Origin of the sequence: Roseovarius carneus (assembly GCF_020141465.1) — a bacterium.
In the GTDB taxonomy this organism is placed as follows: Bacteria; Pseudomonadota; Alphaproteobacteria; order Rhodobacterales; family Rhodobacteraceae; genus Roseovarius; species Roseovarius carneus.
On record NZ_JAHSPD010000001.1, the window covers coordinates 696379 to 717760 of the forward strand.

Below are 21382 nucleotides of genomic sequence, written 5' to 3' on the forward strand. Positions count from 1 at the left end.
GCTATGTGATCAAACAACGACATTCACGATCCGTCCGGGGACGACGATGACTTTCTTGGGCTGCGCCCCATCCAGCGCACGGATCACAGCATCAAGCGCAAGGGCGGTTTTTTCAACCTCGTCTTTGGGCATATCAGCAGGCACGTTGATCTCCGCCCGCCGTTTGCCGTTAATCTGCACGGGCAAGGTGATCATGGCATCGACGAGCATGGCCTCATCAGCCTCAGGCCACGGCGCGGTGGCGGCGAGACCAGTATGGCCGAGCATGTGCCACAGTTCCTCGGCCAGATGCGGCGTCATGGGCGACATGAGCTGCGCCAGCGCGCTGGCCGCCTCGCGCTTTGCGGTGCCGCCAGCGGTGGATTTCGCAAGGGTCGCCGTGAAGGCATAAAGCCGCGCAATGGCCGCGTTGAAGCCAAACGCCTCAACCCCCGCCGTGACTGCCTGAATGGTCTTGTGCATCTCACGCAAGAGCGCCTCATCGGCCTCTGGTGAGGCGTCCTCGGCTGAGGCCACGATCTCGGACACAATGCGGTGCACGCGGGCGAGGTGCTTATGCGCGGCCTCTGCGCCAGATGCCGTCCACTCCACGTCCCGCTCGGGCGGGCTGTCCGACAAGACAAACCACCGGGCAGTATCCGCGCCATAGTCGGAAATGATGCTGATCGGATCGACGACATTCTTCTTGGATTTGGACATTTTAGCGGAGGGGATGATTTCTACTTCCCGACCATCTTCTTTGAGGAACGCCTTACCATCACGCAAATCAACCTCTTCAGGGAGCCTATACTTGGTGTATTTCACTCCAGGTCTGAGGTTAGGGTTGGGGTCATTTTCTCCCACAACTTCTACGGTCTGATAAATCTCATGCGTCACCATGCCTTGGGTGAAGAGCGCATCAAACGGCTCGATGGCTTTTTGCGGCAGGTGCCCAGTGATCTGCATCGCACGGGCGAAAAAGCGCGAATAAAGCAGGTGCAGGATCGCGTGTTCCACCCCGCCGATATACTGATCCACGTTCATCCAGTAGGACGCCGCATCCAAATCCGTAGGCGTGTCCGCATGGGGCGCGGTGAAGCGGGCAAAATACCATGAGCTGTCCACGAATGTGTCCATCGTATCCGTCTCGCGCCGGGCGGGCGCGCCGCATTTCGGGCAGGGCGTGTCGCGCCATGTCGGGTGGCGGTCAAGCGGGTTGCCCGGCACATCGAAAGTCACGTCATCGGGCAGACGGATGGGCAGGTTTTCCTTTGCCTCAGGCACGACGCCGCAGGTCTCGCAATGCACGACAGGGATGGGGCAACCCCAATAGCGTTGGCGCGACAGGCCCCAATCGCGCAGGCGGAATTTGGTGACGCCTTGGCCCACGCCTTGATCCTCGCAGAACGCGATGGCGGCGTCGATCGCCTCAAGGCCCGTCTGCCATGCCTCGCCTGCGAAGCCTTTGGTGTAGAAGACTTTATCGGTCTTGGGTGGAGCGAACGCCTCATCTAGGTCGGTCGCGCTGTCCTCGGCAGGCAGATAGGTCGCAACAATTGGCAGATCGTATTTCCGCGCGAAATCAAAGTCACGCTGGTCATGCGCGGGGCAGCCGAAAATCGCGCCCGTGCCGTAATCCATCAAGATGAAATTGGCCACATAGACCGGCAGTTCCCAGCTTGTGTCGAACGGATGGCGCACGCGCAGGCCGCTATCAAAGCCCATCTTCTCGGCCGTCTCAAGCGCCTCTTCCGTGGTGCCGCCCCGGCGACATTCGGCATTGAAGGCCGCAAGCGCAGGGTTGTCCTTCTCCAGCTGCTTGGCCAGCGGATGATCGGGCGCAATCCCCAGAAAGCTCGCGCCCATCAGAGTGTCGGGCCGCGTGGTATAGACCTCCACCCGGTCATGGCCCGCAGGCCCGTCAATGAGGCCAAAGGCAAATTGCAGACCGCGCGATTTGCCGATCCAGTTCTCCTGCATCAGCCGCACCTTGGCCGGCCAATTCTCCAGCCCATCCAGAGCGCCCAAAAGCTCATCGGCCATGGACGAGATCGCGAAGAACCACTGCGTCAGCTCACGCCGCTCCACTTCCGCGCCCGAGCGCCAGCCGCGCCCGTTCTCGACCTGCTCATTGGCCAGAACGGTCATATCCACCGGGTCCCAGTTCACCACCGCGTTCTTGCGGTAGACCAGCCCCGCCTCCAGCATGTCCAAAAACAGCGCCTGTTGCTGCCCGTAATACTCCGGATCACAGGTGGCAAATTCGCGGGTCCAATCAATCGAGAGGCCAAGCGGCTTCATCTGATCGCGCATGTCCGCGATGTTTTGATAGGTCCAGTCCTTGGGGTGGCCACCGCTGGCCATTGCGGCATTCTCGGCGGGCATCCCGAACGCGTCCCACCCCATCGGGTGCAGCACGTTATGCCCGGTCGCGATCCGGTGGCGCGCGATCACATCACCCATGGTGTAGTTGCGCACATGGCCCATATGGATGCGCCCAGACGGATAGGGGAACATCTCCAGCACATAGTATTTGGGCTTCTCAGACCCGGCCTCGGCGCGGAAAACCCCGGCGGCGTCCCAGGCTTTTTGCCATTTTGCTTCGATCTCGGCGGCGGAATAGCGCGACATGGGGGCGGCCCTCTTCGGTCAGACATGCGTGGCGTTGGTGATAGGCCCAAGGGCGCAGGGCGTCCAGTGGCAAGGGCGCAAAAACCTATGCCTATGCAGGGGGTGGGGCGCTGCCTATAAAGGGCGAAACTGCGCGGGACAGCACCATGAACATCCTTTTCATCCACCAGAATTTCCCCGGTCAATGGAAGCATCTGGCACCTGCACTTGCAGCGGCGGGTCATAGCTGCACCGCGCTGACCTTGCGGGTGAAAAAGCAAAGCATGTGGCACGGCGTGCGGGTGCTGCCCTATGCCCTGCCCGAACGCGCGGCGCAAAAGGTGCATCCATGGCTCGTGGATCTGGATACTAAGGTGACGCGGGCCGAGGCATGTTACCGCGCCGCCGCCCGGATGAAGGCCGAAGGCTATACCCCCGATCTCATCCTCGCGCATCCCGGCTGGGGCGAGCCGATGTTCCTGCGCGATCTGTGGCCCGGCGCGCGCATGGCGATCTATTGCGAGCTTTATCACAAGCCCGGCAAACCGCATCTCGATTTCGATCCTGAGTTTCAATCCCGCGAGCCCGAGGTGCAGCCGCTGCGCATCCGCCTGAAAAACATCTACAACCACCTGCATTTCCCTATGGCCGAGGCCGGGATCTCGCCCACGCGGTTTCAGGCGGACACATTCCCACCAGAGTTTCGCGACAAGATCACGGTCAGCCATGATGGCATCGACACCGTGGCATCGTGCCCCGACGAGGGCGTGCGCGTGCACCTCAAAGGCCACCCGGAATTTACCCGCAAAACCGAGGTGATCACCTTCGTCAATCGCAATCTGGAACCCTATCGCGGCTATCACATCTTCATGCGCGCCCTGCCGCGTCTGCTGCGCGAGCGGCCAAATGCGCGGGTGATCCTTATAGGTGGCGATGAGGTAAGCTATGGCGCGGCCCCTCCCAAGGGCCAGACATGGAAGCAGATTTTCCGCGATGAGGTGTCGGATCAAATCTCGCCCGAGGATTGGAAGCGCGTGCATTTTCTGGGCCGCATCCCGCATGGGGATTTCACCCGGATTTTGCAGCTGAGCCGCGTGCACGTCTACCTGACCTACCCGTTCGTGCTCAGTTGGTCCTTGATGGAGGCGATGTCATGCGGTGCGGCAATCGTCGCCAGCGGGACCGAGCCTGTGCGCGAGGTGATCACCGATGGTGAGACGGGGCGTCTCGTGGATTTCTTCGACCGCGAGGCGCTGGTGGATCAGATCGTGGCGCTTTGCGAGGATGCGGACGCCCGCGCCACATTGGGCGCAAACGCACGGACCTTGATGCAGGATCAGTATGACCTCAAAACCATCTGCCTGCCACGGCAGCTCAAATGGGTGGATGAGGTGATGGATCTGCCCGTCCTGCTCTAGTGGTGCTATAGTGCTGCTCTATTGGTGCTTTAGCCCGCCTCAGTCAGATTTTTCGTATACGATCAACGGCGTGCGCGTCGCCACCTGATCATAGAGCATCCGGCCTTTGTAATTGTCATCCTGCGTGGTCCAATACGTGACCACGATACCCTCCTTTTTGGCCGCAGCATGCACCGCGTTGATCAAGGCACGCGCAACGCCTTTGCCGCGTGCGGCGGGATCAGTGTAGAGGTCCAAGAGATAACAAGTATCCTCCTCGGACCACAAAAGCCGGTGAAAAAGGAAATGCGCAAGGCCCACGGGCCGCCCCTCCATCTCCGCGATGAAGCCCTGAAATTCCCGCGTGTCCTCGATCAGCAATCGCGCGAAAGCGGTCTCATAGACCGCCTCGGACAGCGTGGTGCGATAAAACTCCAGATAGGCGGTCCACATGCGCGACCACTCCGCGTGGTCTTCGCGCCTGAGCGCCCGGATCGTAATTTCTGCTGTCATCATTCATGTCCCCCTGTTTGATCATAGGAGGTGTCATATCCTGGCGGAGGTCAAGCCACGCTGGGATTTGCTCAGTCGGGAGTTTTGCCCGCGCAAGCCGTGATTAGAAATTGCCCGCTTGAATCCGCAGCTGCCGCGCACGCGACAATATCGCATCCTCAACCGCGCGTTGGGTTTCCGCGCCCACAGGCCCCGAGCGTGATTGCAGCGCCACGTTCAGGCTGCGCGCGTCCAAGGCCGGATCGCTGATCAGGATGGTCGCGCGGTAGGCATTGCTGCCACCGGGAGGGGTGCCAAAGCCTGTGGAGATCACGCCCGTAAAGGGATCAGCCGATTGCACGGGCAGGAAATCAAGCACGTCAAGCGATGCCGTCCAAAGAAAGCGGTTCACCTTCACGCCCGCGTCTTTGCCACGGAACGCATCAAAGAGGCTGGTGCCCGAGGTCACACCCACATTGGACTCGCGCCCACCCTTCAGGGTGATCGCCTCCTGGTCCAGCGTCGGGGGCTCATCGCCACAGGCCGCAACAACCAAGGTTGCCAGCACCAATGCGCTACGCTTTGCAAAAGTCAGGATCATACCGCCCACCGCCATTAACTTCTTCTTTTCCTAGTATCCAACCGCGCCCCGAGGGGCAAGCTGTTTAGCCTCACGTCCCCTCCCCCGCCTGTGGGGTGTGGCCCGATCGCGCCGATTGGTGGTTTGCAAGTTATCGGCGCTGGATTACCTATCGGGTAAATACGCAATCCCCCGGAGCCGCCACCATGAGCCTTGCCGATATCACTACCCGCATCACCAAAGCCGAGGCTGCGGCCGGGCGCGCGCCCGGTTCGGTGCATCTCATTGCCGTCTCCAAAGTGCAGCCCAATGAGCGGGTCGCCGCCGTTCTGGGCGAGGGGCATCGCTGTTTCGGCGAGAACCGCGTGCAGGAAGCGGCGGGTAAATGGCCCAGCTTCCGCGAGGCATATGCAGGTGTCGACTTGCACCTGATCGGACCCTTGCAAAGCAACAAGGTGCGGCAGGCTTTTGGGCTTTTTGACGCCATCCACTCCCTAGACCGCCCCAAGCTTGCCACCGCCATCGCGCGGATTGCACAAGAAGAAGGCAGTTGCCCCAAGGTGTTTGTACAGATCAACACCGGGGAGGAGCCGCAAAAGGCGGGTGTCCTGCCGGGCGGGGCGGATGCGATGATCGCCGAGTGTCGCGCGCTTGATCTGCCCATCGAGGGGTTGATGTGTATCCCGCCCGCCGAGGAAGAACCCAGCCTGCATTTCGCACTTCTGGCTAAGATTGCCGAGCGCAACGGGTTGAGCGGCCTCTCGATGGGCATGAGCAGCGATTTCGAGAGCGCGATTGCACTTGGTGCGACCCATGTCCGCGTGGGCAGCGCCATTTTCGGCGCGCGTGTGGCCGCAGGCTGAACCCCGTTTTCGCTCAGCCGATGATCAGCTTGGTCCCCGGCGCGGCCAGAGCCGCGATTTGCCAGATGTGATCGCGGCGAAACGCGATGCAGCCTTCGGTCGGATATCCGGGCCTGCGCCACTGATGCAAAAAGATGCAAGAGCCGCGCGCGGCCTGCGCCTCGGGCCAGTTCCAATCGGTGATCATCACCACATCATAGAGCGGATCACCACGCCGGAGCGCCTCATGGCTATGCGCATAAGGCGCACGCACCGGGTGGTTATACTCCGCCTCTCCGCTCGCGTCAGACCACAGATCACCGGGCAAAATCGGCTCAGCCCATGGCGCGGGCGGCGGCACTCGATCGGGCCGATAGAGCAGCCCCACAATCCGGTGCACACCCTTCGGTGTGGCCCCATCCCCCTCACGTTTGTCCGCGCTAAGCCCGCCCTTGCCAATGGCGCAGGGCCAAAGCCGCCCGGCATAGCGCAGGCCCATTTTCGTGAGGATCATATCATCGGTCATGGGCAGAGCCTGTGGTGCCAAGGGCCAAGTTTTTCAAAGACGCCTCAGGCCGGAACCCTTCGGGCACCCCATCCCGCCCCTCCAGCACCAGATCGGCCATCACCTCGGCCACTTTCGGGGCCATGCCAAAGCCGATCTTGAACCCACCATTGGCAATAAACTGCCCCGCGTACAAAGGATGCGGCCCCAGCATCGGCGCGCGCGACCGTGTGCGGGGCCGCACCCCCGCCCAGCGCGCGATCACCGGCGCGTCCGCCAAGGCGGGCACAGCCGCGCGCGCGGCGGCAATCACATCGTCAAGCTGCGCATCGGTGTCGGTGCCGCTGGTATAGTCCCGCTCGGAGGTGGAGCCTACGGCCACCGTGCCATCCGCATGAGGCACGATATGCACACCGCCGGCGAAAAGCTGTGGCAGATCGGGTGCTGCAAACTCCAGGAGCGCCGCCTGCCCCTTGATGCCCATGCCAACCTGCCGCGCAGCACCCGCGTTCAGCGCCTCAAGCCCCGCGGTGCCCGTGGCATGGATCACCTGACCGCACTCCTTGCCTTCGCGCACGACCTCCCCACCCCGCGCGCAAATGGCGGCGACCAACGCCGCGCAGGCCTGCTTGGGATGGACCCGCGCCGTCAGCGTGTCGTGGATGACGAACCCCGTGGGCGAGGCTGGCGCCCAGCCGAACACATCCGCCTCCGCCACATTCCATTCCGCCAGACCGAGCCAAAGCGCGCCCGCACCCCGACCCCTATCGCGTGCCAGTTCAAGCGCCGCCGCATCGGCCAAGGGCTGAAGCCGCCCGGTGCGCGCATAGCCCGCGCTGAGGCCGCCCGCCTGCGCGACACCCGCCCAAAACGCCTCGGCCATCAGCAGGCTTTCCAATTGAAATGCCTTCTTGTCGTTCCAGTTTTCCGGCACATGCGGGGCCAGCGCACCGACAATGCCCCCCGACGCGCCCGCGCCGGGTCCATATGGATCAATGACTCGCACCCGCGCGCCCCGCTCAAGGCAGGCCCAAGCGATCGAGAGGCCGAAAATACCGGCCCCGTGGATGGTGATATCGGACATTGCCAAGGCGGCGATCCCTCTGCATGGTCGGCACGTGTGCCCACGCCGGACAATAGAGGACAACCGCATGCAAAACCAGCACGCCGATTTAAGCTGGCGCAGCACGGACGGGGCGGGGGAGGTGCCTGTCTCGGAGCGGTTCGATGACCCCTATTTCAGCTTTGAGAACGGGCTGGAGGAGACGCGGCATGTGTTTCTCGCAGGCAATGACCTACCCGCGCGCTTTGCAGATGGCTTTCGCATTGCCGAGCTTGGGTTCGGCACCGGGCTGAACATGCTGACAGCGGCCCTTGCATGGCAGAGGGCTGGCACGGCGGGCAGGCTGCACCTGACTTCGTTTGAGGCCTATCCAATGGACGCGCACGAGATGCGCCGCGCGCTCACCGCCTTTCCCGAGCTTGGGCGTCTGCGCGATATTCTGGTGGCTGCATGGGCGCAGGGCGGACAGATTGCTCTGGGCCAGACTGTGCAGCTCGACGTGATCATAGGTGATGCGCGCGAGACCCTGCCCGCATGGCAAGGTGCTGCGGACGCGTGGTTTCTCGACGGCTTCTCCCCGGCCAAAAACCCCGAGCTTTGGGGTGCGGACCTGATGGCGCAGGTCTATGCCCACACAGCCCCCGGTGGCACGGCCGCGACCTATACCGCCGCAGGCTTCGTGCGGCGAGGCCTTGCGGATGCGGGCTTTGAGGTGGAGCGGACACCCGGCTTTGGCCGCAAGCGCCACATGACCCGCGCGAGGCGACGCACATGACCGAACAAAACACACGGCTCGGCATCATGCTGATGGTCATCACCACGTTCATCTTCGCCATGCAGGACGGGCTCTCGCGCCATCTGGCGGGGGAATATAATGTGCTGATGGTGATCATGGTGCGCTATTGGTTCTTTGCGGCCTTCGTCATCACCATCGCTGCCCGCAAGGCCGGCGGCATCCGCGCCGCTGCGCGCACAAGTCAGCCCCGCGTGCAGGGGTTTCGCGCGCTGCTTCTGGTCACAGAAATCTGCGTCATGGTGCTGGCCTTCACCCTTCTGGGCCTGGTGGAAAGCCACGCAGTCTTTGCCTGCTATCCACTCCTGATCGCCGCCCTTTCCGGCCCCGTTCTGGGCGAGCATGTGGGCTGGCGCCGCTGGGCCGCGATCGGCGTAGGCTTTGTCGGCGTAATCATCATCCTTGAGCCGGGGTTCGGCGTTTTTCAGATTGAGGCGGTGGTGCCCCTGCTGGCAGCGCTGATGTTCGCGCTCTACGGTCTTCTGACGCGATACGTCGCCCGCGAGGATAGCGCCGCCACCAGCTTTTTCTGGACCGGCACGGTCGGTGCCATTGGGATCACGGCGGTGGGCATCTGGTTCTGGGAGCCGATGAGCGCGCCTGACTGGGCATGGATGAGCCTCCTTTGCGTCACGGGCGCGCTTGGCCATTTCACCTTGATCAAATGCTATGAGGTGGCCGAGGCGAGTGCTGTGCAACCCTTCGCCTATCTCCAGCTTGTCTTCGTCACCGTCTTGGGCGTCACCGTCTTTGGCGAGGCGATCCGGCTCAACGTGGCGCTCGGGACGGGCATCGTCGTGGCCGCTGGACTATTCACCCTCTGGCGGCAGCGTCAGGTAGGATAACGCTTGATTGGGCGGTGGGGCTGTGGCACCTCTAAACAGATGATCACAAGCTTGTGAGATGCCTTTTTTGATGCGCATGCGCTCCGCCATTCTATCCGAATTTGCCACATCGGTCCTGCCGGTGGCCTTGGCGTTCGTTCTGGCATTCCGGCTCATTGCGGTGCCTTTGGTGCTGCCCAATGCGGCAGACGGGACCGTTACACTCTGCCTTGGCGGCAAGATAGTCACGATCAACTGGGATGGGCCGGGAACGCCCAAAGTCACCCATGACGTCTGCCCTGCGATGGGCCTGCTGGCCTTGGTGGATGCGGTAGCACCGCTCCCTCCCGCGCCCGAAGCACAGCTCCGGCCTGCGGATTACGCGCTGATGGACCCGCTTGCCATCCGCGCCCATGTGCTGTCTGCCCGGATGCCCCGCGCGCCGCCGCGCGCCATGTCTGCCTGAGTTTTAGCTGACATAAGGGCGGCCCCACGTCACGGGCGCGCCTTAGCATTTATCTGAGAGAACAACTAATGAAATACCGTATTCTGACAGCGCTCGCGCTGAGCGCCACCTTTACGGCAGGCCCCCTGCTTGCCCATGACGACGCCCTGCCGGGCACAGCAGGCCCTGCGCCGCTGCGCGCGGACGGGCACGCCCCGATTGGCGTGATGGGCGATCATCGCCACAAAACCGGCGAGGTCATGCTATCCTTCCGCTCGATGTATATGAGCATGGAGGGCAACCAACAGGGTACCTCCAGCATCAGCCCACAGACCCTCGTCACAACCGTGCCAAACCGCTTTTCCGGTGCGCCAGGTCAGCCCCCTACGCTGCGCATTGTGCCCTTGGACATGCAGATGCAGATGCACATGCTCGGCGCGATGTATGCACCGAGCGACCGTGTCACGCTGATGGCGATGCTGCCTTACGTGAAGAAGACCATGAACCACCTGACCTTCGCAGGCGGTACTGGCACGACGGTGCGCGGCACGTTTGAGACCGAGACAAAAGGCATTGGCGATGTGAAGGTCTCGGCCCTCATCGGCCTGATGGAGAGCGGCGAGCATAAGCTGCATTTCAACGCAGGTCTCAGCCTGCCCACAGGCTCTATCACGGAAACGGGGCGCATTCTGACCCCCGCGGGGGCGACACCCGAGGTGCGCCTGCCTTATGCGATGCAGCTTGGCTCAGGCACCTATGACCTGCTCCCCGGCATCACCTATATGGGCGGCGCAGGCGACACACGCTGGGGCGCGCAGCTGCGCGGCATCATCCGGTTGGGCAGCAATGATGAGGGCTATTCCTTGGGTGATGAGGTGGCCGCGACCGCTTGGGTCAGCCGCCAGATTGAGCCTTGGATTTCCGTCTCGGGCCGTGTGGAGGCCAAAACACTGGGCCGGATTGACGGGATCGATCCCAATATCGTGGGCCCCGTGCAAACCGCGAACCCTGCCAATTACGGTGGTGACACCGTATCGCTCTTTGCCGGGGTGAACATGGTGGGCCAGAAGGGCGCATGGCGTGGTCATCGCCTCGCAATCGAAGCGGGCGCGCCGGTCTATCAGGACCTCAACGGCGTCCAGATGCAGACCGACTGGTCCGTCTCCGTCGGCTGGCAATACGCGTTCTGAACAGGCGCAGGCTCCGGGCGCTCTCAACGCGCCCGGAGCCATTTTGCCGTGTCTATTTCACGATGTCTACTTCACGGTGATCGTCGCCCCAAGAAGCTCTTGGGTGAACGGAATCGGCAAAGCCTCCCGGCCCAGCCGCGCGCGGTAGACGGGCAAGCTCTCTGTCACGCGATGGATATAATTGCGGGTCTCGTTGAACGGGATATGCTCAATCCAGTCGATGATATCCATACCGCCAGAAGTCTGGGCCACACGTGGGTCGCCAAAATCCTCCATCCAGCCGATGGGGCGGCGCGGGCCTGCATTATAGCCTGCCGAAATCATCACCACATTGCCGTCGAACATCTCCGAGAGCTGCGCAATATACGTGCTGCCAAGCTGAGCGTTATACCGCCAATCGCTGAGCACGCGGGCACGCTCATGCGCCAACCCCAAATCGCGCGCCACATCGCTGGCCGTGCCCGGCATCAGCTGCATCAGGCCCTCGGCCCCCGCACCGCTGGTCACGCCAAAATCAAACTCCGACTCGCGACGCGCAATCGCCAGCGCCATCTCCATCGGCACGGGAAGATCCATCTCCTGCATCGGGTGCAGCGCATAATAAGGCCCCGGCAAAACGATGCCGCGCTGCGCCACAGCCTTGCCCAGCATGACCTGCAAATGCGGGGCGCCCATCTCTTGCAGCACGGCGGCGATCTGACCATTCCCCACGCGGTCCTGCGTCTGGCTCAGCGCCACAAAAAGCTGTTCGGACAGGGTCAGTTGACCCGCTGCATGGGCCAAGACCGCCGCTTGGAAAAGGGGCGTCTGCGTGAAAGGGGCCGCGCGCCAATCAGGGAAGGTCTCTGTGCCAGAAAGCGCAGGATCAGCAGGTAATCCAGCCTTTTCAGCAGCCAAGAGGCCGTAGAAGCTGGTCTGATGCTCGGCACCTTCCTCATAGGCGATCTGCGCGCCTTCCGCGTCACCCAACGCCTCCTGCGCGCGGCCAATCCAATACCCCGCCCGACCCAGCGAAATCGGCGTGGCCACGGCGGCGCGCAGGCGTTGAAAATGATCCAGCGCCAGTTCCGGCTCATCGAGGAACCTGAGCGCGAGATAGCCCGAGAGCCACTCCAGATCGGCAAAGGCCGCCCCCTCCACAAGCTGATGCCGCGAGGCCAGATCATAGGCAGCCGCATAGTCCTGTGCGCGCATCATCCGGCGCGACAGGGCGCGCCGCCACCCGGACCAGTTCTGCGCCCGCCCCAAGCCGCCCTCGATGGCGCTTTGAGAGCGCATGAGGGCAATCGCCTTGTCGTCCTCATCAATCTCCAGATACCGCTCAAACCGGGCATGGGCGAGGCCCGGATCATTGCGCAATACCTCGGGAAGGCTGGCGATCTTCGCATCCAGCCCGCGCTGACCCGCTGCTGCCGCCTGCCGGATTTCGGCCACCGCACGCGCGCCGTCGCTGGCCAAGGGCAGCATCAATTCAGCATCACGCAGCCCGCGCCACAGGGTCATATCAAGCCGCGCATCATGGTGCGGTGCCAAAAGCTCGGCATGGGCGGCCATGAAATCGGCGTGCTCTTCAGCGCTCAGGTCAAAGGACCGCCACGCCATGACAACGCTGGCATCGGCATCCCCGACCTGCCCCGCGGCGCGCAACGCGCGATCAAGACGCAAGATACCGGCCCCCGTCTCAGGCAATCCGCCGGCATGAAACGCCAAGACCTGCGCATCAGTGGCGTCGGCAAAATCAGTCTCCGCCCGCGCCCTAAGCCGCTCAAGCCCCGGCCAATCGGGATAGGTCTCCAAAAACGTCAAAACCTCCGCCGGGCTGCCGCGGCCTGCACGCAAGCGATACCACTCGACAAGCACCACAGCCCCCGGCCCATCCCGCTCGGCCAAGTCAGCAGCCCACTCCCACCGACCATCGCCCAAGGCGTCCAAAGCCGAAGCCAGCGGGCGCGGCGCGATCTTCGCAGGCTCCGCCATAGCAGGCAGCGCAAGCCCGAAGGCCGCGCAAAACGGGAGAAGACAGCGCAACATCTCTTGCATTTCCTGGCTCTTCAAAGGATAGACAGCGCCAGCCTAAGGCCGCGCCTGAGGGCCGTCCACCCGCTAAACTTGGCAGGGGGGCGGCATCCCGATAGGGTCGCGAAAATGTTATCACGAGAGGGCCCAACCCGGCCCCGACAACGCGTAAAGACAACGCATGAAAAGGAGCGCTCCGATGATCAAAGGTTCCATGCCAGCCCTGGTCACACCGTTCAAGAACGGTGAAGTGGATTTCGACACGCTCAAGACGTTGGTGGAATGGCATATCGGCGAAGGCAGCCATGGCCTGGTGCCGGTGGGCACAACTGGCGAGAGCCCGACGCTGTCACATGCCGAGCATGAAAGCGTCGTCGAGGAAGTGGTGCGCGCAGCGGCAGGCCGCATCCCGGTGATCGCAGGCGCAGGCAGCAATAACACTGTCGAATCAATGCGCTTCATGCAGCACGCCGACAAAGTTGGCGCCACAGCGGCACTTATCGTCACACCCTATTACAACAAACCCACCCAGCGCGGCCTGATTGCGCATTTTACGGCCCTGCATGACTGCTGCGATTTGCCGATCGTAATCTACAATATCCCCGGCCGCTCCGTCGTGGATATGACGCCCGAGACCATGGGCACGCTGGCCAAACTGCCACGCATCATCGGCGTGAAAGACGCAACCGGCGATCTCGCGCGCGTCTGCCAACAACGCATCACCTGCGGCCCCGAGTTCATTCAGATCTCTGGCGAGGACGCCACAGCCCACGGCTTCAACGCCCAAGGCGGCACCGGCTGCATCTCGGTCACGGCCAATGTCGCCCCCAAACTCTGCGCAGCCCTGCAAGAGGCCTGCCTGGCCGGGCGCTATGACACGGCTTTGGACATTCAGGACCGCCTGATGCCGCTGCACCAAGCCATCTTCACCGAGCCCGGCCTCGTCGGTGTGAAATACGCGATGTCCAAGCTCGGGCTCTGCTCCGAGGAAGTGCGCTCACCGCTCACTGGGCTTGCGGATGAGACAAAGGGCTTGGTTGAAAACGGTCTGCGCCATGCGGGGTTACTGACCTGAGGCAGGCTTTGACTGACGGCTGGTATCAATAGCACTTTGGACTGCTCGGCAGAGGGCGCGTTTGAGTATTTCTTCTAAGAAGAAACGCAATTTTTTATTAACTTTAATATGGTTCTCTTGCTGCACGGTACAGGCTGGAGAGCCGATGACCGTCTGAGGAGAAGGCGCATCCTGCTTGCCGGCGTGAGGGTCAGTGGCCCAGTCCGGAAGCGGGGTGCCCACCTTGGCTTTCTTCTTAGGGAAAATACTCAAAATCTTTTCTCACCAAAGAGGACTATCCCTCAATCGACACGGCGCACCATCAGCTGATTGCCCTCGCGACGGGTTTCCAGCACCTTCAGCGCCTTGACCAGATCGCTCAGCTTTTTGTGACCGTAGCTGCGCGTGTCGAAATCCGGTGTGGCGGTGGTGATCTGTTGGCCTAGTTGGCCCAGAGAGTACCAATCGCTGTCCTGATCGAGGCTATCCATTGCCTTAAAGAGCAGGTCGCGCGCCTCGTTGAGGTTTTTGCCCGTGGCCTGAGGCGCGACCCCTTCCGGCGCGCCACCAAGATTTTCGAGATAAATAAACCGTTTGCACGCCTTGCGGAACGCATCGGGCGTTTTGCGCGCGCCAATGCCGAAGACATCCAGCCCCTGTTCACGGATACGGCTGGCCAGACGAGTGAAATCGCTGTCGGATGAGACGAGGACGAACCCGTCAAAGCGGTTTGAGTGCATCAGATCCATCGCATCGATCACAAGCGCAATGTCGCTCGCGTTCTTGCCCACTGTGTTGGCGGGTTGGTGATGCGGGACGAGGCCAAACTCGGCCTGCACCTTGCTCCACCCGTTCATCTGTTGCGAGGAGAAGTCGCCGTAGCAGCGGCGCACGGACGCCTCGCCCATGCCTGCGATCTCATCAAAGATCGCTTGGGTCCATTTGGGCGAGGTGTTGTCGGCATCAATCAGAACAGCGAGCAGGGGCGTCTGGTTTACCATGATGATCTCCTTTTGCTCTGTCTTGCCTGAAAACCGCGCCCGGCGAAAGCAGATCGCCGGGCTGCGGCCTCAGCCTTTCGGCAGCGCGTCGAAATCCGCAGCGCTGTGGCGTTCGGGCAGTTGCATATGCGGCTCGCCCCAGCTGCGATTGACCTTGCGACCACGCTGCACGGCGGGGCGGGCGTCGATGAGCTTGGCCCAGCGCATGACATGAGTGTAGCTTTCCACATCGAGGAAGGTCGCCGCATCGTAGAGCCGTCCCAGCACCAGCTGCCCATACCATGGCCAGATCGCGATATCGGCAATCGTATACTCCTCGCCCGCAATATAGGCCCGTGTGGCCAGCTCCCGGTCCAGCACATCAAGCTGGCGTTTGGTCTCCATCGCGAAACGGTCAATCGGGTATTGGAACTTCTCGGGCGCATAGGCATAGAAATGGCCGAACCCACCCCCAAGATAGGGCGCGCTGCCCATTTGCCAGAAGAGCCAGTTCAGTACCTCAGCCCGTGCAGCACCCTCTTTAGGCAGGAACATGTCGAACTTTTCGGCGAGATGCATCAGGATTGATGCGCTCTCGAACACGCGCACGGGCTCCGCGCCCGAGCGGTCGAGCAGGGCGGGGATCTTGGAATTCGGGTTGATCTCGACAAAGCCGCTGCCGAACTGATCCCCCTCACCGATGTCGATGAGATAGGCATCATATTCGGCGGCTTTCCCAGCCTCCAGAAGCTCCTCGAACATCACAGTCACCTTCACCCCATTGGGCGTGGCGAGGGAATGGAGCTGAAACGGATGGTCGCCCGCTGGCAGCACCTTATCGTGGGTGGCCCCGGCGATAGGGCGGTTGGTGGAGGCAAACTTGCCGCCGTTCTTCGCGTCCCAGGTCCAGACGTTCGGCGGGGTATATATATCGGTCATTGCTGTCTCCTTGATGTGTTGCGGCATAGGTAGTCACCGCGCAGAGATGTGCAATGTGCAGCGCCGCACAGGGCTGTGCGCACAGGCCTGTGCGGGCAGAGCGGAAAGCCAGTGGAGACCCTCCGCTCCAAAGGAATTAGAAAACGACGACGCTGCGGATGCTTTCGCCCGAATGCATCATGTCGAAGCCCTTGTTGATATCTTCAAGCTTGAGCGTGTGCGTGATCATCGGATCAATCTCAATCTTGCCGTCCATGTACCAATCGACAATTTTGGGCACATCCGTGCGGCCCGAGGCACCACCAAAGGCTGTCCCGCGCCAGACACGGCCCGTGACAAGCTGAAACGGACGGGTTGAGATTTCCTGACCCGCGCCTGCAACACCAATGATCACGCTCTCGCCCCAGCCCTTGTGAGCCGATTCAAGCGCTTGGCGCATCACGGTGACGTTGCCAGTCGCGTCGAACGTGTAGTCGCCACCCCCGCCGGTCAGCTCGACCAGATGAGCCACGATATCACCGTCAATCTTCTTGGGGTTCACGAAATGGGTCATGCCGAAATGCTTGGCCATGACCGCCTTGTCATCGTTGAGATCGACGCCCACGATCTGATCCGCACCCGCAAGACGCAGACCCTGAATCACGTTGAGGCCAATGCCACCCAGGCCAAAGACAATCGCGGTCGAGCCGATCTCGACCTTTGCGGTGTTGATCACAGCGCCGATTCCGGTCGTGACGCCGCAGCCGATGTAGCAGATTTTATCAAACGGCGCGTCTTTACGGACCTTGGCCAGTGCGATCTCGGGCAAAACCGTGTGATTGGCGAAGGTGGAGCAGCCCATGTAATGCAGGATCGGCGTGCCATCGAGCATGGAGAACCGGCTTGTCCCGTCGGGCATGACACCCGCCCCTTGGGTCGTGCGGATCTTCTGGCAGAGGTTGGTCTTGGGGTTGAGGCAATAATCACACTCGCGACACTCGGGCGTGTAGAGCGGTATCACATGATCGCCCACCTCAAGCGAGGTCACACCGGGGCCGACCTCGACCACCACGCCCGCGCCTTCATGGCCCAGAATGGCCGGAAACGCCCCCTCAGGGTCCGCGCCAGATAGGGTGAAATCATCCGTATGGCACAGGCCCGTCGCCTTGATCTCCACCAGAACCTCGCCCGCTTTGGGGCCCTCAAGGTTCACCTCCATGATCTCCAGCGGTTTACCGGCGTCCAGTGCCACAGCAGCTCTCGTGCGCATCTTGTGTCCTCTCGTGTTGTTCGGGCCGACTTTGGGCGAAGTTTCGCGCGGTTTCAATGACGCTTGGCGCTCTGGGTTGAACTGCTGCACCTTTAGGGTACTATCAACCGCCTGTTCAAAGCGTTTCGAGAAAAGCTGTGCCTCAGGTTTTTGTCGAAACGCTTCAGGAGACCGGATATGACCCGTTTGATCACCCTTCCCGCCATTGCCCTACTGCTTATGGCCTGCCAGCCTGAAGAGACAGCGGTCGAGGATACATGCGGCGCAGAAGGTTACGCCGCCCTGATTGGCACCGCCGCGAGCGATCACGATTTTACCGACCCCGATCGCCCGCACCGGATCATTCTGCCCAATTCCGCCGTGACGATGGATTACCGTGCAGACCGGCTGAACGTGGATCTCGATGAGGCCGGACAAATCACGCGATTCTGGTGCGGCTGATTTCATAAAGAGCCCGCTTGGGACGTTGCTCCCGCAGGAAACCCCTTGATCCCACCTCTGAATGCCGCAACTCTGGGAATATGAGTTTTCAACCTCTGACCCAGTTCAACAGCTCTGAGGCCGTGGCCTTTCATCGCACGGAGCTCGCAGTGATCCTGTCTCTCTACGGGCGGATGGTAGCGGCAGGGGAATGGCGTGATTACGGTATCTCGTCACTGCGGGACCTTGCTGTATTCTCCATCTTCCGGCGCACGGCAGAGCACCCGCTTTACCGGATCGAGAAGCGCCCCAAGCTGCGCGCCAAGCAGGGGCAATACGCGGTGATCGGTATGGACGGGCAAATCCTCAAGCGCGGCAATGACCTCAAACAGGTGCTCCGGGGTCTGGAGCGCAAGCTGATCCGGGCCGTGGATTAGGGCGTATCGCGTTCTAAAGCGCGCTGCCCTCCTCTGGCCTGTGGGCGATTGGCGGGTCCTTGCGCAGAAGGCCAATGGGCCAGCCGATGCCGCCCACCATATGCATCGTCAGGACCTCACGGGTGACGCCGTTCTCATCCGCGCCCGACCGAAAATGCAGCTTGCCCAACGAGGTCACATCGACGCCTGCATCGCGCAGAATATGCACCCATCTGGGGGTTTTGCCGTCATAGGGAGTGGCGCTGTCCCGATGGCAATGGCCGGTGCGGTGCACATGAGTACTGCGTGCCGTCAACACACCTAGCTGGGCACGATGCGCAGATCGCTGACGCCCTCTGTGCTCCAGAATTCGGCCTGCGCTTGGTTGGGATCACTCATTGCGCAGCCGCCATGACGCATAAAAGCTCAAACATGATCGACGCGCCCAGAAAGGCCGTGCCGCCACCTGCATCAAAAGGCGGCGCGACCTCAACCAGATCGGCACCGACGATATGCAGCCCGGCCAACCCGCGCACCACTTCGAGCGCCTGAAAGCTGTTGGGTCCGCCGACTTCGGGCGTGCCCGTGCCGGGGGCAAAGGTGGGATCGACGAAATCAATGTCGTAGCTCACATAAGTCGCCTGCTGCCCGACGATCTCGCGCGCCTCCGCCATCACATCATCCACCCCGCGCGCATGAAACTCTTCGATATGGATCAGGCGAATGCCTTGGGCGGCGGCAAAATCAATATCCTCATCGCCATAGGTCGTGCCCCTGATGCCGATCTGCACGATGCGCTTGGAATCCAAAAGCCCCTCCTCCACCGCGCGCCGGAAAGGCGTGCCATGGGTGTATTTCGTTCCGCCAAAATAGCTGTCGTTCAGATCGGTGTGGCTGTCAAAATGCACCATCCCCACGGGTCCGTCCGCCGCTACAGCACGCAAAATAGGCAGCGAGCTGAGGTGATCCCCGCCAGCAGTCAGCGGCACGATCCCGGCGGCGGTGACTGTCTTGTAGAAGGCCGTGATGCGGTCCATCGAATCGTGGATATCGGCGGGGTTCGGCCCCACATCGCCCAGATCGGCGCAGGCGCGCGCCTCAAACGGGCGCATACCCGAGGCACCATGCTGCGCGCGGATCATGGTGGAGGCATCGCGGATCTGACGCGGCCCGTGCCGCGCGCCGGGGCGGTTGGTTGTCCCGCTATCCCACGGCACGCCGATAAGACCTATCTGCACCTCGCCAAAGCGCGCGTGCTCCGGTGGCACATGCGGCAGCCGCATGAAGGTCGGCACGCCTGCAAAGCGTGGCAACTCTGACCCAGAGGGCGGATGAAAAAACGGATCGCTCATGGCGCAGGCTCCAATCGTTTGCGCACGGTGATCGCGCCGAATTCACGCGCACCGATGCGGGCTGTGGCCTCGGCCAGCGGCTCGGTCTCGACACGCATATGATGGGCGTTGGCGTGGATCAACGTCTCGGGGTCAAGCATCATGCCCACATGCCCGGACCAGAAGATCAGATCACCCCGCTCAAGCGGCGCATCGTCAGGCAGCGCCACACCAAGCTGCGCCTCTTGCAGATCGCTGTCACGCGGGCAGGTGCGGCCCGCAGCCCAAAGCGCCATCTGGATCAGGCCCGAGCAATCAATCCCCGTGCCCGTGTTGCCACCCCAAAGATAAGGCGTACCGAGGAACAGCGTGGCTGTGGCCGCGATGTCCGGGACATGCTGCGCCAGAGGGACAAGGTGCTGCGCTGCGATATAGCCTTGCGCTGTGCGGTGAAACCCGTGGGTCTCATCGCTGACCGCCACGCAGCTCAGAAAGCTGAGCAGCCCCCGCTCAGGCGATTTGAAATTGGGGGCGGAATAGAGATGCGCGCCACGCTGTCCAATGCGGTGGGTTGGGCGGGGCGTGTCGCCCAGCGCCGCCTCCGGCAGGTAGCCGACATAACCATCCGCCATATCAATGCCAAAGGCCCAGCCCTCATGCCGCTCCAGCACCCGAAACCCTTGGCCAAAAAGCATCTGCTTGTCACGTGCACCGCCCGGTGCGCGGCAAAGGTCCGCATGGGGCAAAGCGATGCGCTCAGCTGTGCCGTCGGTATAGGCGGGCGCGTCTACCCGTCCGCGCAGGCCGCTCTCGGCCACGCGCGCATTCGCCGCCAGAAAGCGGCGGTCGGTCACAAGCCCAAGGCCTTGGGAAATGCCTCCAACAGCGCGCGGGCGGCCATACCGACACCACCCTTGGGGCGCGCCGGGGCCGCCGTGGGGTTCCAGCCATAGACGTCGAAATGGGCATAGCGCGTCCCATCTGTGAACCGGCGCAGGAAAAGTGCCGCCGTGATACACCCGGCAAACCCACCCTTGGGCGCATTGTCCAGATCCGCGATGCCCGGCTCGATCATCGCCTCATAGGGCGCATGAAACGGCAGCCGCCAAACCGGATCGGCCACACGCAAAGCCGCCTCTTCCAGCGCTGTCACCAGCGCGGTGTCATCCGCGAAATAAGGCGCGATATCCGGCCCGACCGCCACACGTGCCGCCCCCGTCAGCGTGGCCATGGAGATCATCAGATCGGGCGCATCCTCGGCCCCAAAGCTCAGCGCGTCGGCCAGAACGAGGCGCCCTTCTGCATCTGTATTGTTGACCTCCACCGTCAGCCCGTTGCGCGCGGTCAGGATATCGCTTGGGCGCATCGCACCCGCGCTTATCGCATTTTCCACCGCCGGAATAAGCACGCGCAGCTGCACCGGCAGGTTCAGCGACATAATCATATGCGCAAGGCCCAGCACCGTGGCCGCCCCCCCCATATCCTTCTTCATCAGGCCCATGGACGTATCAGGCTTGAGGTTCAGCCCGCCGGAATCAAAGCACACGCCCTTGCCAACGAGGGTCAGCTTCGGACCCGCCTTGCCCCAGCGCATATCAACCAACCGTGGTTCCTCTGCTGCCGAACGGCCAACGGCGTGGATCATGGGAAAATTCTTTTGCAGCAACGCCGCGCCCGTGATGACGGAAATCTGCGCCCCGTGGCCTTCCGCAAGGTCGCGGCATGCCCCCTCAAGCGCATCAGGCCCCATGTCCGAGGCAGGCGTGTTGATCAGATCGCGGATCAACGCCTCCGCCGCCGCGATCACCTCAAGGCGATCCGCATCGACACCTTCAGGCGCGATCAGCCGCGCGGACGCACCGGGTTGCGCGCGGTAGCGATCAAACGCATACCCTGCCAAGAGCCAACCAAGCGCCTCTTCCTCTGCTCGGTCCTCTGGCAACCCGGCAAGCGTATATGTCCCCTCGGGCAAGGCCGCCGCTGCCGCTGCCAGATGAAACCGCCCGCGCGACCGCATTTCTTCAGTGCCATAACCCGCCAGCGCCATCGCAATCGCACCATCCGGGCCAGGCACCAGACAGATGCTGCCCAACGCCCCGGTAAAGCCCGTGTTGCGCACCCAGATCTGCACGGCGCTGTCCTGCCCCGCCAGCCAATCATCAAGATCCCCCGAAGCAATCACATGACACGGAATGGCAGAAGGACCGGCAGTGGCGAAGGTCAGGCTCATGGAGGGCAGTCCTTTCAGGGGAGCGGC

Annotated in this window: 23 protein-coding genes; 9 read left to right on the forward strand and 14 right to left on the reverse strand. The window is 62.2% G+C overall.

Going from position 1 to position 21382, the window contains the following annotated elements:
* Positions 1-9 precede the first annotated feature (9 nt).
* Positions 10-2610, reverse strand: a complete 2601-nt coding sequence (leuS, locus tag KUD11_RS03450) for a leucine--tRNA ligase (RefSeq protein ID WP_109386580.1) — start codon at positions 2608-2610, stop codon at positions 10-12.
* Positions 2611-2756: 146 nt separating this feature from the next.
* Between leuS and KUD11_RS03455 the strand changes: the two genes are divergently transcribed.
* The gene (locus KUD11_RS03455) at positions 2757-4007 is read left to right on the forward strand and encodes a glycosyltransferase (protein ID WP_109386578.1); all 1251 of its coding nucleotides are present in this window, start codon (positions 2757-2759) and stop codon (positions 4005-4007) included.
* Positions 4008-4046: 39 nt separating this feature from the next.
* Here the strand turns inward: KUD11_RS03455 and KUD11_RS03460 are convergent, their stop codons facing one another.
* A complete protein-coding gene (locus KUD11_RS03460) occupies positions 4047-4502 on the reverse strand; it encodes a GNAT family N-acetyltransferase (protein WP_318010140.1) in 456 nt (151 codons plus the stop codon).
* Between the two features lie 100 nt (positions 4503-4602).
* Positions 4603-5079: a DUF3576 domain-containing protein gene (locus KUD11_RS03465; RefSeq protein ID WP_109388273.1), complete on the reverse strand. Its 477-nt coding sequence runs from the start codon at positions 5077-5079 to the stop codon at positions 4603-4605.
* Between the two features lie 185 nt (positions 5080-5264).
* Between KUD11_RS03465 and KUD11_RS03470 the strand changes: the two genes are divergently transcribed.
* Positions 5265-5921, forward strand: a complete 657-nt coding sequence (locus KUD11_RS03470; RefSeq protein WP_109386576.1) for a YggS family pyridoxal phosphate-dependent enzyme — start codon at positions 5265-5267, stop codon at positions 5919-5921.
* A gap of 13 nt (positions 5922-5934) precedes the next feature.
* On the opposite strand, the gene KUD11_RS03475 is transcribed toward KUD11_RS03470, so the two are convergent.
* Together KUD11_RS03475 and KUD11_RS03480 are read right to left on the reverse strand one after the other, a co-directional pair.
* Entirely contained in the window at positions 5935-6426 is a 492-nt protein-coding gene (locus KUD11_RS03475; RefSeq protein WP_109386574.1) for a L,D-transpeptidase family protein, read from the reverse strand.
* Positions 6416-7489, reverse strand: coding sequence for an NAD(P)/FAD-dependent oxidoreductase (locus KUD11_RS03480; protein ID WP_109386572.1), 1074 nt, complete (start codon positions 7487-7489; stop codon positions 6416-6418). Before KUD11_RS03480 ends, KUD11_RS03475 begins: the two co-directional genes overlap by 11 nt.
* 67 nt (positions 7490-7556) lie before the next feature.
* Between KUD11_RS03480 and mnmD the strand changes: the two genes are divergently transcribed.
* The 4 genes from mnmD (at position 7557) to KUD11_RS03500 (ending at position 10720) form a co-directional block, all read left to right on the forward strand.
* The gene (gene mnmD, locus KUD11_RS03485; RefSeq protein ID WP_109386570.1) at positions 7557-8243 is read left to right on the forward strand and encodes a tRNA (5-methylaminomethyl-2-thiouridine)(34)-methyltransferase MnmD; all 687 of its coding nucleotides are present in this window, start codon (positions 7557-7559) and stop codon (positions 8241-8243) included.
* Positions 8240-9106, forward strand: coding sequence for a DMT family transporter (locus tag KUD11_RS03490; RefSeq protein ID WP_109386568.1), 867 nt, complete (start codon positions 8240-8242; stop codon positions 9104-9106). Before mnmD ends, KUD11_RS03490 begins: the two co-directional genes overlap by 4 nt.
* A 70-nt stretch (positions 9107-9176) precedes the next feature.
* A complete protein-coding gene (locus KUD11_RS03495) occupies positions 9177-9551 on the forward strand; it encodes a hypothetical protein (protein ID WP_146190862.1) in 375 nt (124 codons plus the stop codon).
* 68 nt (positions 9552-9619) lie between these two features.
* Positions 9620-10720: a transporter family protein gene (locus tag KUD11_RS03500; protein WP_109386565.1), complete on the forward strand. Its 1101-nt coding sequence runs from the start codon at positions 9620-9622 to the stop codon at positions 10718-10720.
* Positions 10721-10786: 66 nt separating this feature from the next.
* On the opposite strand, the gene KUD11_RS03505 is transcribed toward KUD11_RS03500, so the two are convergent.
* Positions 10787-12760: a lytic transglycosylase domain-containing protein gene (locus tag KUD11_RS03505; RefSeq protein ID WP_109386563.1), complete on the reverse strand. Its 1974-nt coding sequence runs from the start codon at positions 12758-12760 to the stop codon at positions 10787-10789.
* A 175-nt stretch (positions 12761-12935) separates the two neighbouring features.
* Between KUD11_RS03505 and dapA the strand changes: the two genes are divergently transcribed.
* Positions 12936-13811 carry a 4-hydroxy-tetrahydrodipicolinate synthase gene (gene dapA, locus KUD11_RS03510; protein ID WP_109386561.1) on the forward strand — a complete coding sequence of 292 codons (876 nt, stop codon included), beginning with the start codon at positions 12936-12938 and terminating at the stop codon, positions 13809-13811.
* On the opposite strand, the gene KUD11_RS03515 is transcribed toward dapA, so the two are convergent.
* From KUD11_RS03515 to KUD11_RS03530, 4 genes are all read right to left on the reverse strand, one after another.
* Positions 13800-14063, reverse strand: a complete 264-nt coding sequence (locus tag KUD11_RS03515; RefSeq protein ID WP_146190861.1) for a hypothetical protein — start codon at positions 14061-14063, stop codon at positions 13800-13802. The genes dapA and KUD11_RS03515 overlap by 12 nt on opposite strands.
* A 29-nt stretch (positions 14064-14092) precedes the next feature.
* The gene (locus tag KUD11_RS03520) at positions 14093-14791 is read right to left on the reverse strand and encodes an NYN domain-containing protein (RefSeq protein ID WP_109386559.1); all 699 of its coding nucleotides are present in this window, start codon (positions 14789-14791) and stop codon (positions 14093-14095) included.
* Positions 14792-14860: 69 nt separating this feature from the next.
* Positions 14861-15709 (reverse strand): glutathione-dependent disulfide-bond oxidoreductase, encoded by an 849-nt coding sequence (yghU, locus tag KUD11_RS03525; protein WP_109388271.1) that lies wholly within the window; start codon positions 15707-15709, stop codon positions 14861-14863.
* A 136-nt stretch (positions 15710-15845) separates the two neighbouring features.
* Complete coding sequence (locus KUD11_RS03530; RefSeq protein WP_109388269.1) at positions 15846-16958, reverse strand: S-(hydroxymethyl)glutathione dehydrogenase/class III alcohol dehydrogenase; 1113 nt, start codon at positions 16956-16958, stop codon at positions 15846-15848.
* A gap of 177 nt (positions 16959-17135) precedes the next feature.
* Here KUD11_RS03530 and KUD11_RS03535 point away from each other — a divergent pair, with 177 nt between their 5' ends.
* Together KUD11_RS03535 and KUD11_RS03540 are read left to right on the forward strand one after the other, a co-directional pair.
* A complete protein-coding gene (locus tag KUD11_RS03535; protein ID WP_109386557.1) occupies positions 17136-17399 on the forward strand; it encodes an I78 family peptidase inhibitor in 264 nt (87 codons plus the stop codon).
* A gap of 80 nt (positions 17400-17479) precedes the next feature.
* Positions 17480-17815 carry a DUF2794 domain-containing protein gene (locus tag KUD11_RS03540; RefSeq protein WP_109386555.1) on the forward strand — a complete coding sequence of 112 codons (336 nt, stop codon included), beginning with the start codon at positions 17480-17482 and terminating at the stop codon, positions 17813-17815.
* 13 nt (positions 17816-17828) lie between these two features.
* Here KUD11_RS03540 and KUD11_RS03545 read toward each other — a convergent pair whose 3' ends face one another.
* From KUD11_RS03545 to KUD11_RS03560, 4 genes are all read right to left on the reverse strand, one after another.
* Positions 17829-18110, reverse strand: a complete 282-nt coding sequence (locus tag KUD11_RS03545; RefSeq protein WP_146190860.1) for a hypothetical protein — start codon at positions 18108-18110, stop codon at positions 17829-17831.
* A gap of 79 nt (positions 18111-18189) precedes the next feature.
* Positions 18190-19146, reverse strand: a complete 957-nt coding sequence (speB, locus tag KUD11_RS03550) for an agmatinase (protein WP_109386551.1) — start codon at positions 19144-19146, stop codon at positions 18190-18192.
* Complete coding sequence (locus KUD11_RS03555) at positions 19143-19979, reverse strand: C40 family peptidase (protein WP_109386549.1); 837 nt, start codon at positions 19977-19979, stop codon at positions 19143-19145. The genes speB and KUD11_RS03555 overlap by 4 nt, the downstream gene beginning before the upstream one ends.
* The gene (locus KUD11_RS03560) at positions 19976-21355 is read right to left on the reverse strand and encodes a leucyl aminopeptidase family protein (RefSeq protein ID WP_109386547.1); all 1380 of its coding nucleotides are present in this window, start codon (positions 21353-21355) and stop codon (positions 19976-19978) included. Before KUD11_RS03560 ends, KUD11_RS03555 begins: the two co-directional genes overlap by 4 nt.
* Positions 21356-21382 lie beyond the last annotated feature (27 nt).

Coding starts and splice junctions, on each gene's coding strand:
- KUD11_RS03535 (WP_109386557.1), top strand. CDS start 17,136: ATGACCCGTTTGATCACCCTTCCCGCCATTGCCCTACTGCTTATGGCC.
- dapA (WP_109386561.1), top strand. CDS start 12,936: ATGATCAAAGGTTCCATGCCAGCCCTGGTCACACCGTTCAAGAACGGT.
- KUD11_RS03530 (WP_109388269.1), bottom strand. CDS start 16,958: ATGCGCACGAGAGCTGCTGTGGCACTGGACGCCGGTAAACCGCTGGAG.
- KUD11_RS03500 (WP_109386565.1), top strand. CDS start 9,620: ATGAAATACCGTATTCTGACAGCGCTCGCGCTGAGCGCCACCTTTACG.
- yghU (WP_109388271.1), bottom strand. CDS start 15,709: ATGACCGATATATATACCCCGCCGAACGTCTGGACCTGGGACGCGAAG.
- KUD11_RS03455 (WP_109386578.1), top strand. CDS start 2,757: ATGAACATCCTTTTCATCCACCAGAATTTCCCCGGTCAATGGAAGCAT.
- KUD11_RS03540 (WP_109386555.1), top strand. CDS start 17,480: ATGAGTTTTCAACCTCTGACCCAGTTCAACAGCTCTGAGGCCGTGGCC.
- KUD11_RS03560 (WP_109386547.1), bottom strand. CDS start 21,355: ATGAGCCTGACCTTCGCCACTGCCGGTCCTTCTGCCATTCCGTGTCAT.
- KUD11_RS03480 (WP_109386572.1), bottom strand. CDS start 7,489: ATGTCCGATATCACCATCCACGGGGCCGGTATTTTCGGCCTCTCGATC.
- KUD11_RS03465 (WP_109388273.1), bottom strand. CDS start 5,079: ATGATCCTGACTTTTGCAAAGCGTAGCGCATTGGTGCTGGCAACCTTG.
- KUD11_RS03495 (WP_146190862.1), top strand. CDS start 9,177: ATGCGCATGCGCTCCGCCATTCTATCCGAATTTGCCACATCGGTCCTG.
- KUD11_RS03520 (WP_109386559.1), bottom strand. CDS start 14,791: ATGGTAAACCAGACGCCCCTGCTCGCTGTTCTGATTGATGCCGACAAC.
- KUD11_RS03470 (WP_109386576.1), top strand. CDS start 5,265: ATGAGCCTTGCCGATATCACTACCCGCATCACCAAAGCCGAGGCTGCG.
- speB (WP_109386551.1), bottom strand. CDS start 19,146: ATGAGCGATCCGTTTTTTCATCCGCCCTCTGGGTCAGAGTTGCCACGC.
- mnmD (WP_109386570.1), top strand. CDS start 7,557: ATGCAAAACCAGCACGCCGATTTAAGCTGGCGCAGCACGGACGGGGCG.
- leuS (WP_109386580.1), bottom strand. CDS start 2,610: ATGTCGCGCTATTCCGCCGCCGAGATCGAAGCAAAATGGCAAAAAGCC.
- KUD11_RS03490 (WP_109386568.1), top strand. CDS start 8,240: ATGACCGAACAAAACACACGGCTCGGCATCATGCTGATGGTCATCACC.
- KUD11_RS03475 (WP_109386574.1), bottom strand. CDS start 6,426: ATGACCGATGATATGATCCTCACGAAAATGGGCCTGCGCTATGCCGGG.
- KUD11_RS03505 (WP_109386563.1), bottom strand. CDS start 12,760: ATGCAAGAGATGTTGCGCTGTCTTCTCCCGTTTTGCGCGGCCTTCGGG.
- KUD11_RS03460 (WP_318010140.1), bottom strand. CDS start 4,502: ATGATGACAGCAGAAATTACGATCCGGGCGCTCAGGCGCGAAGACCAC.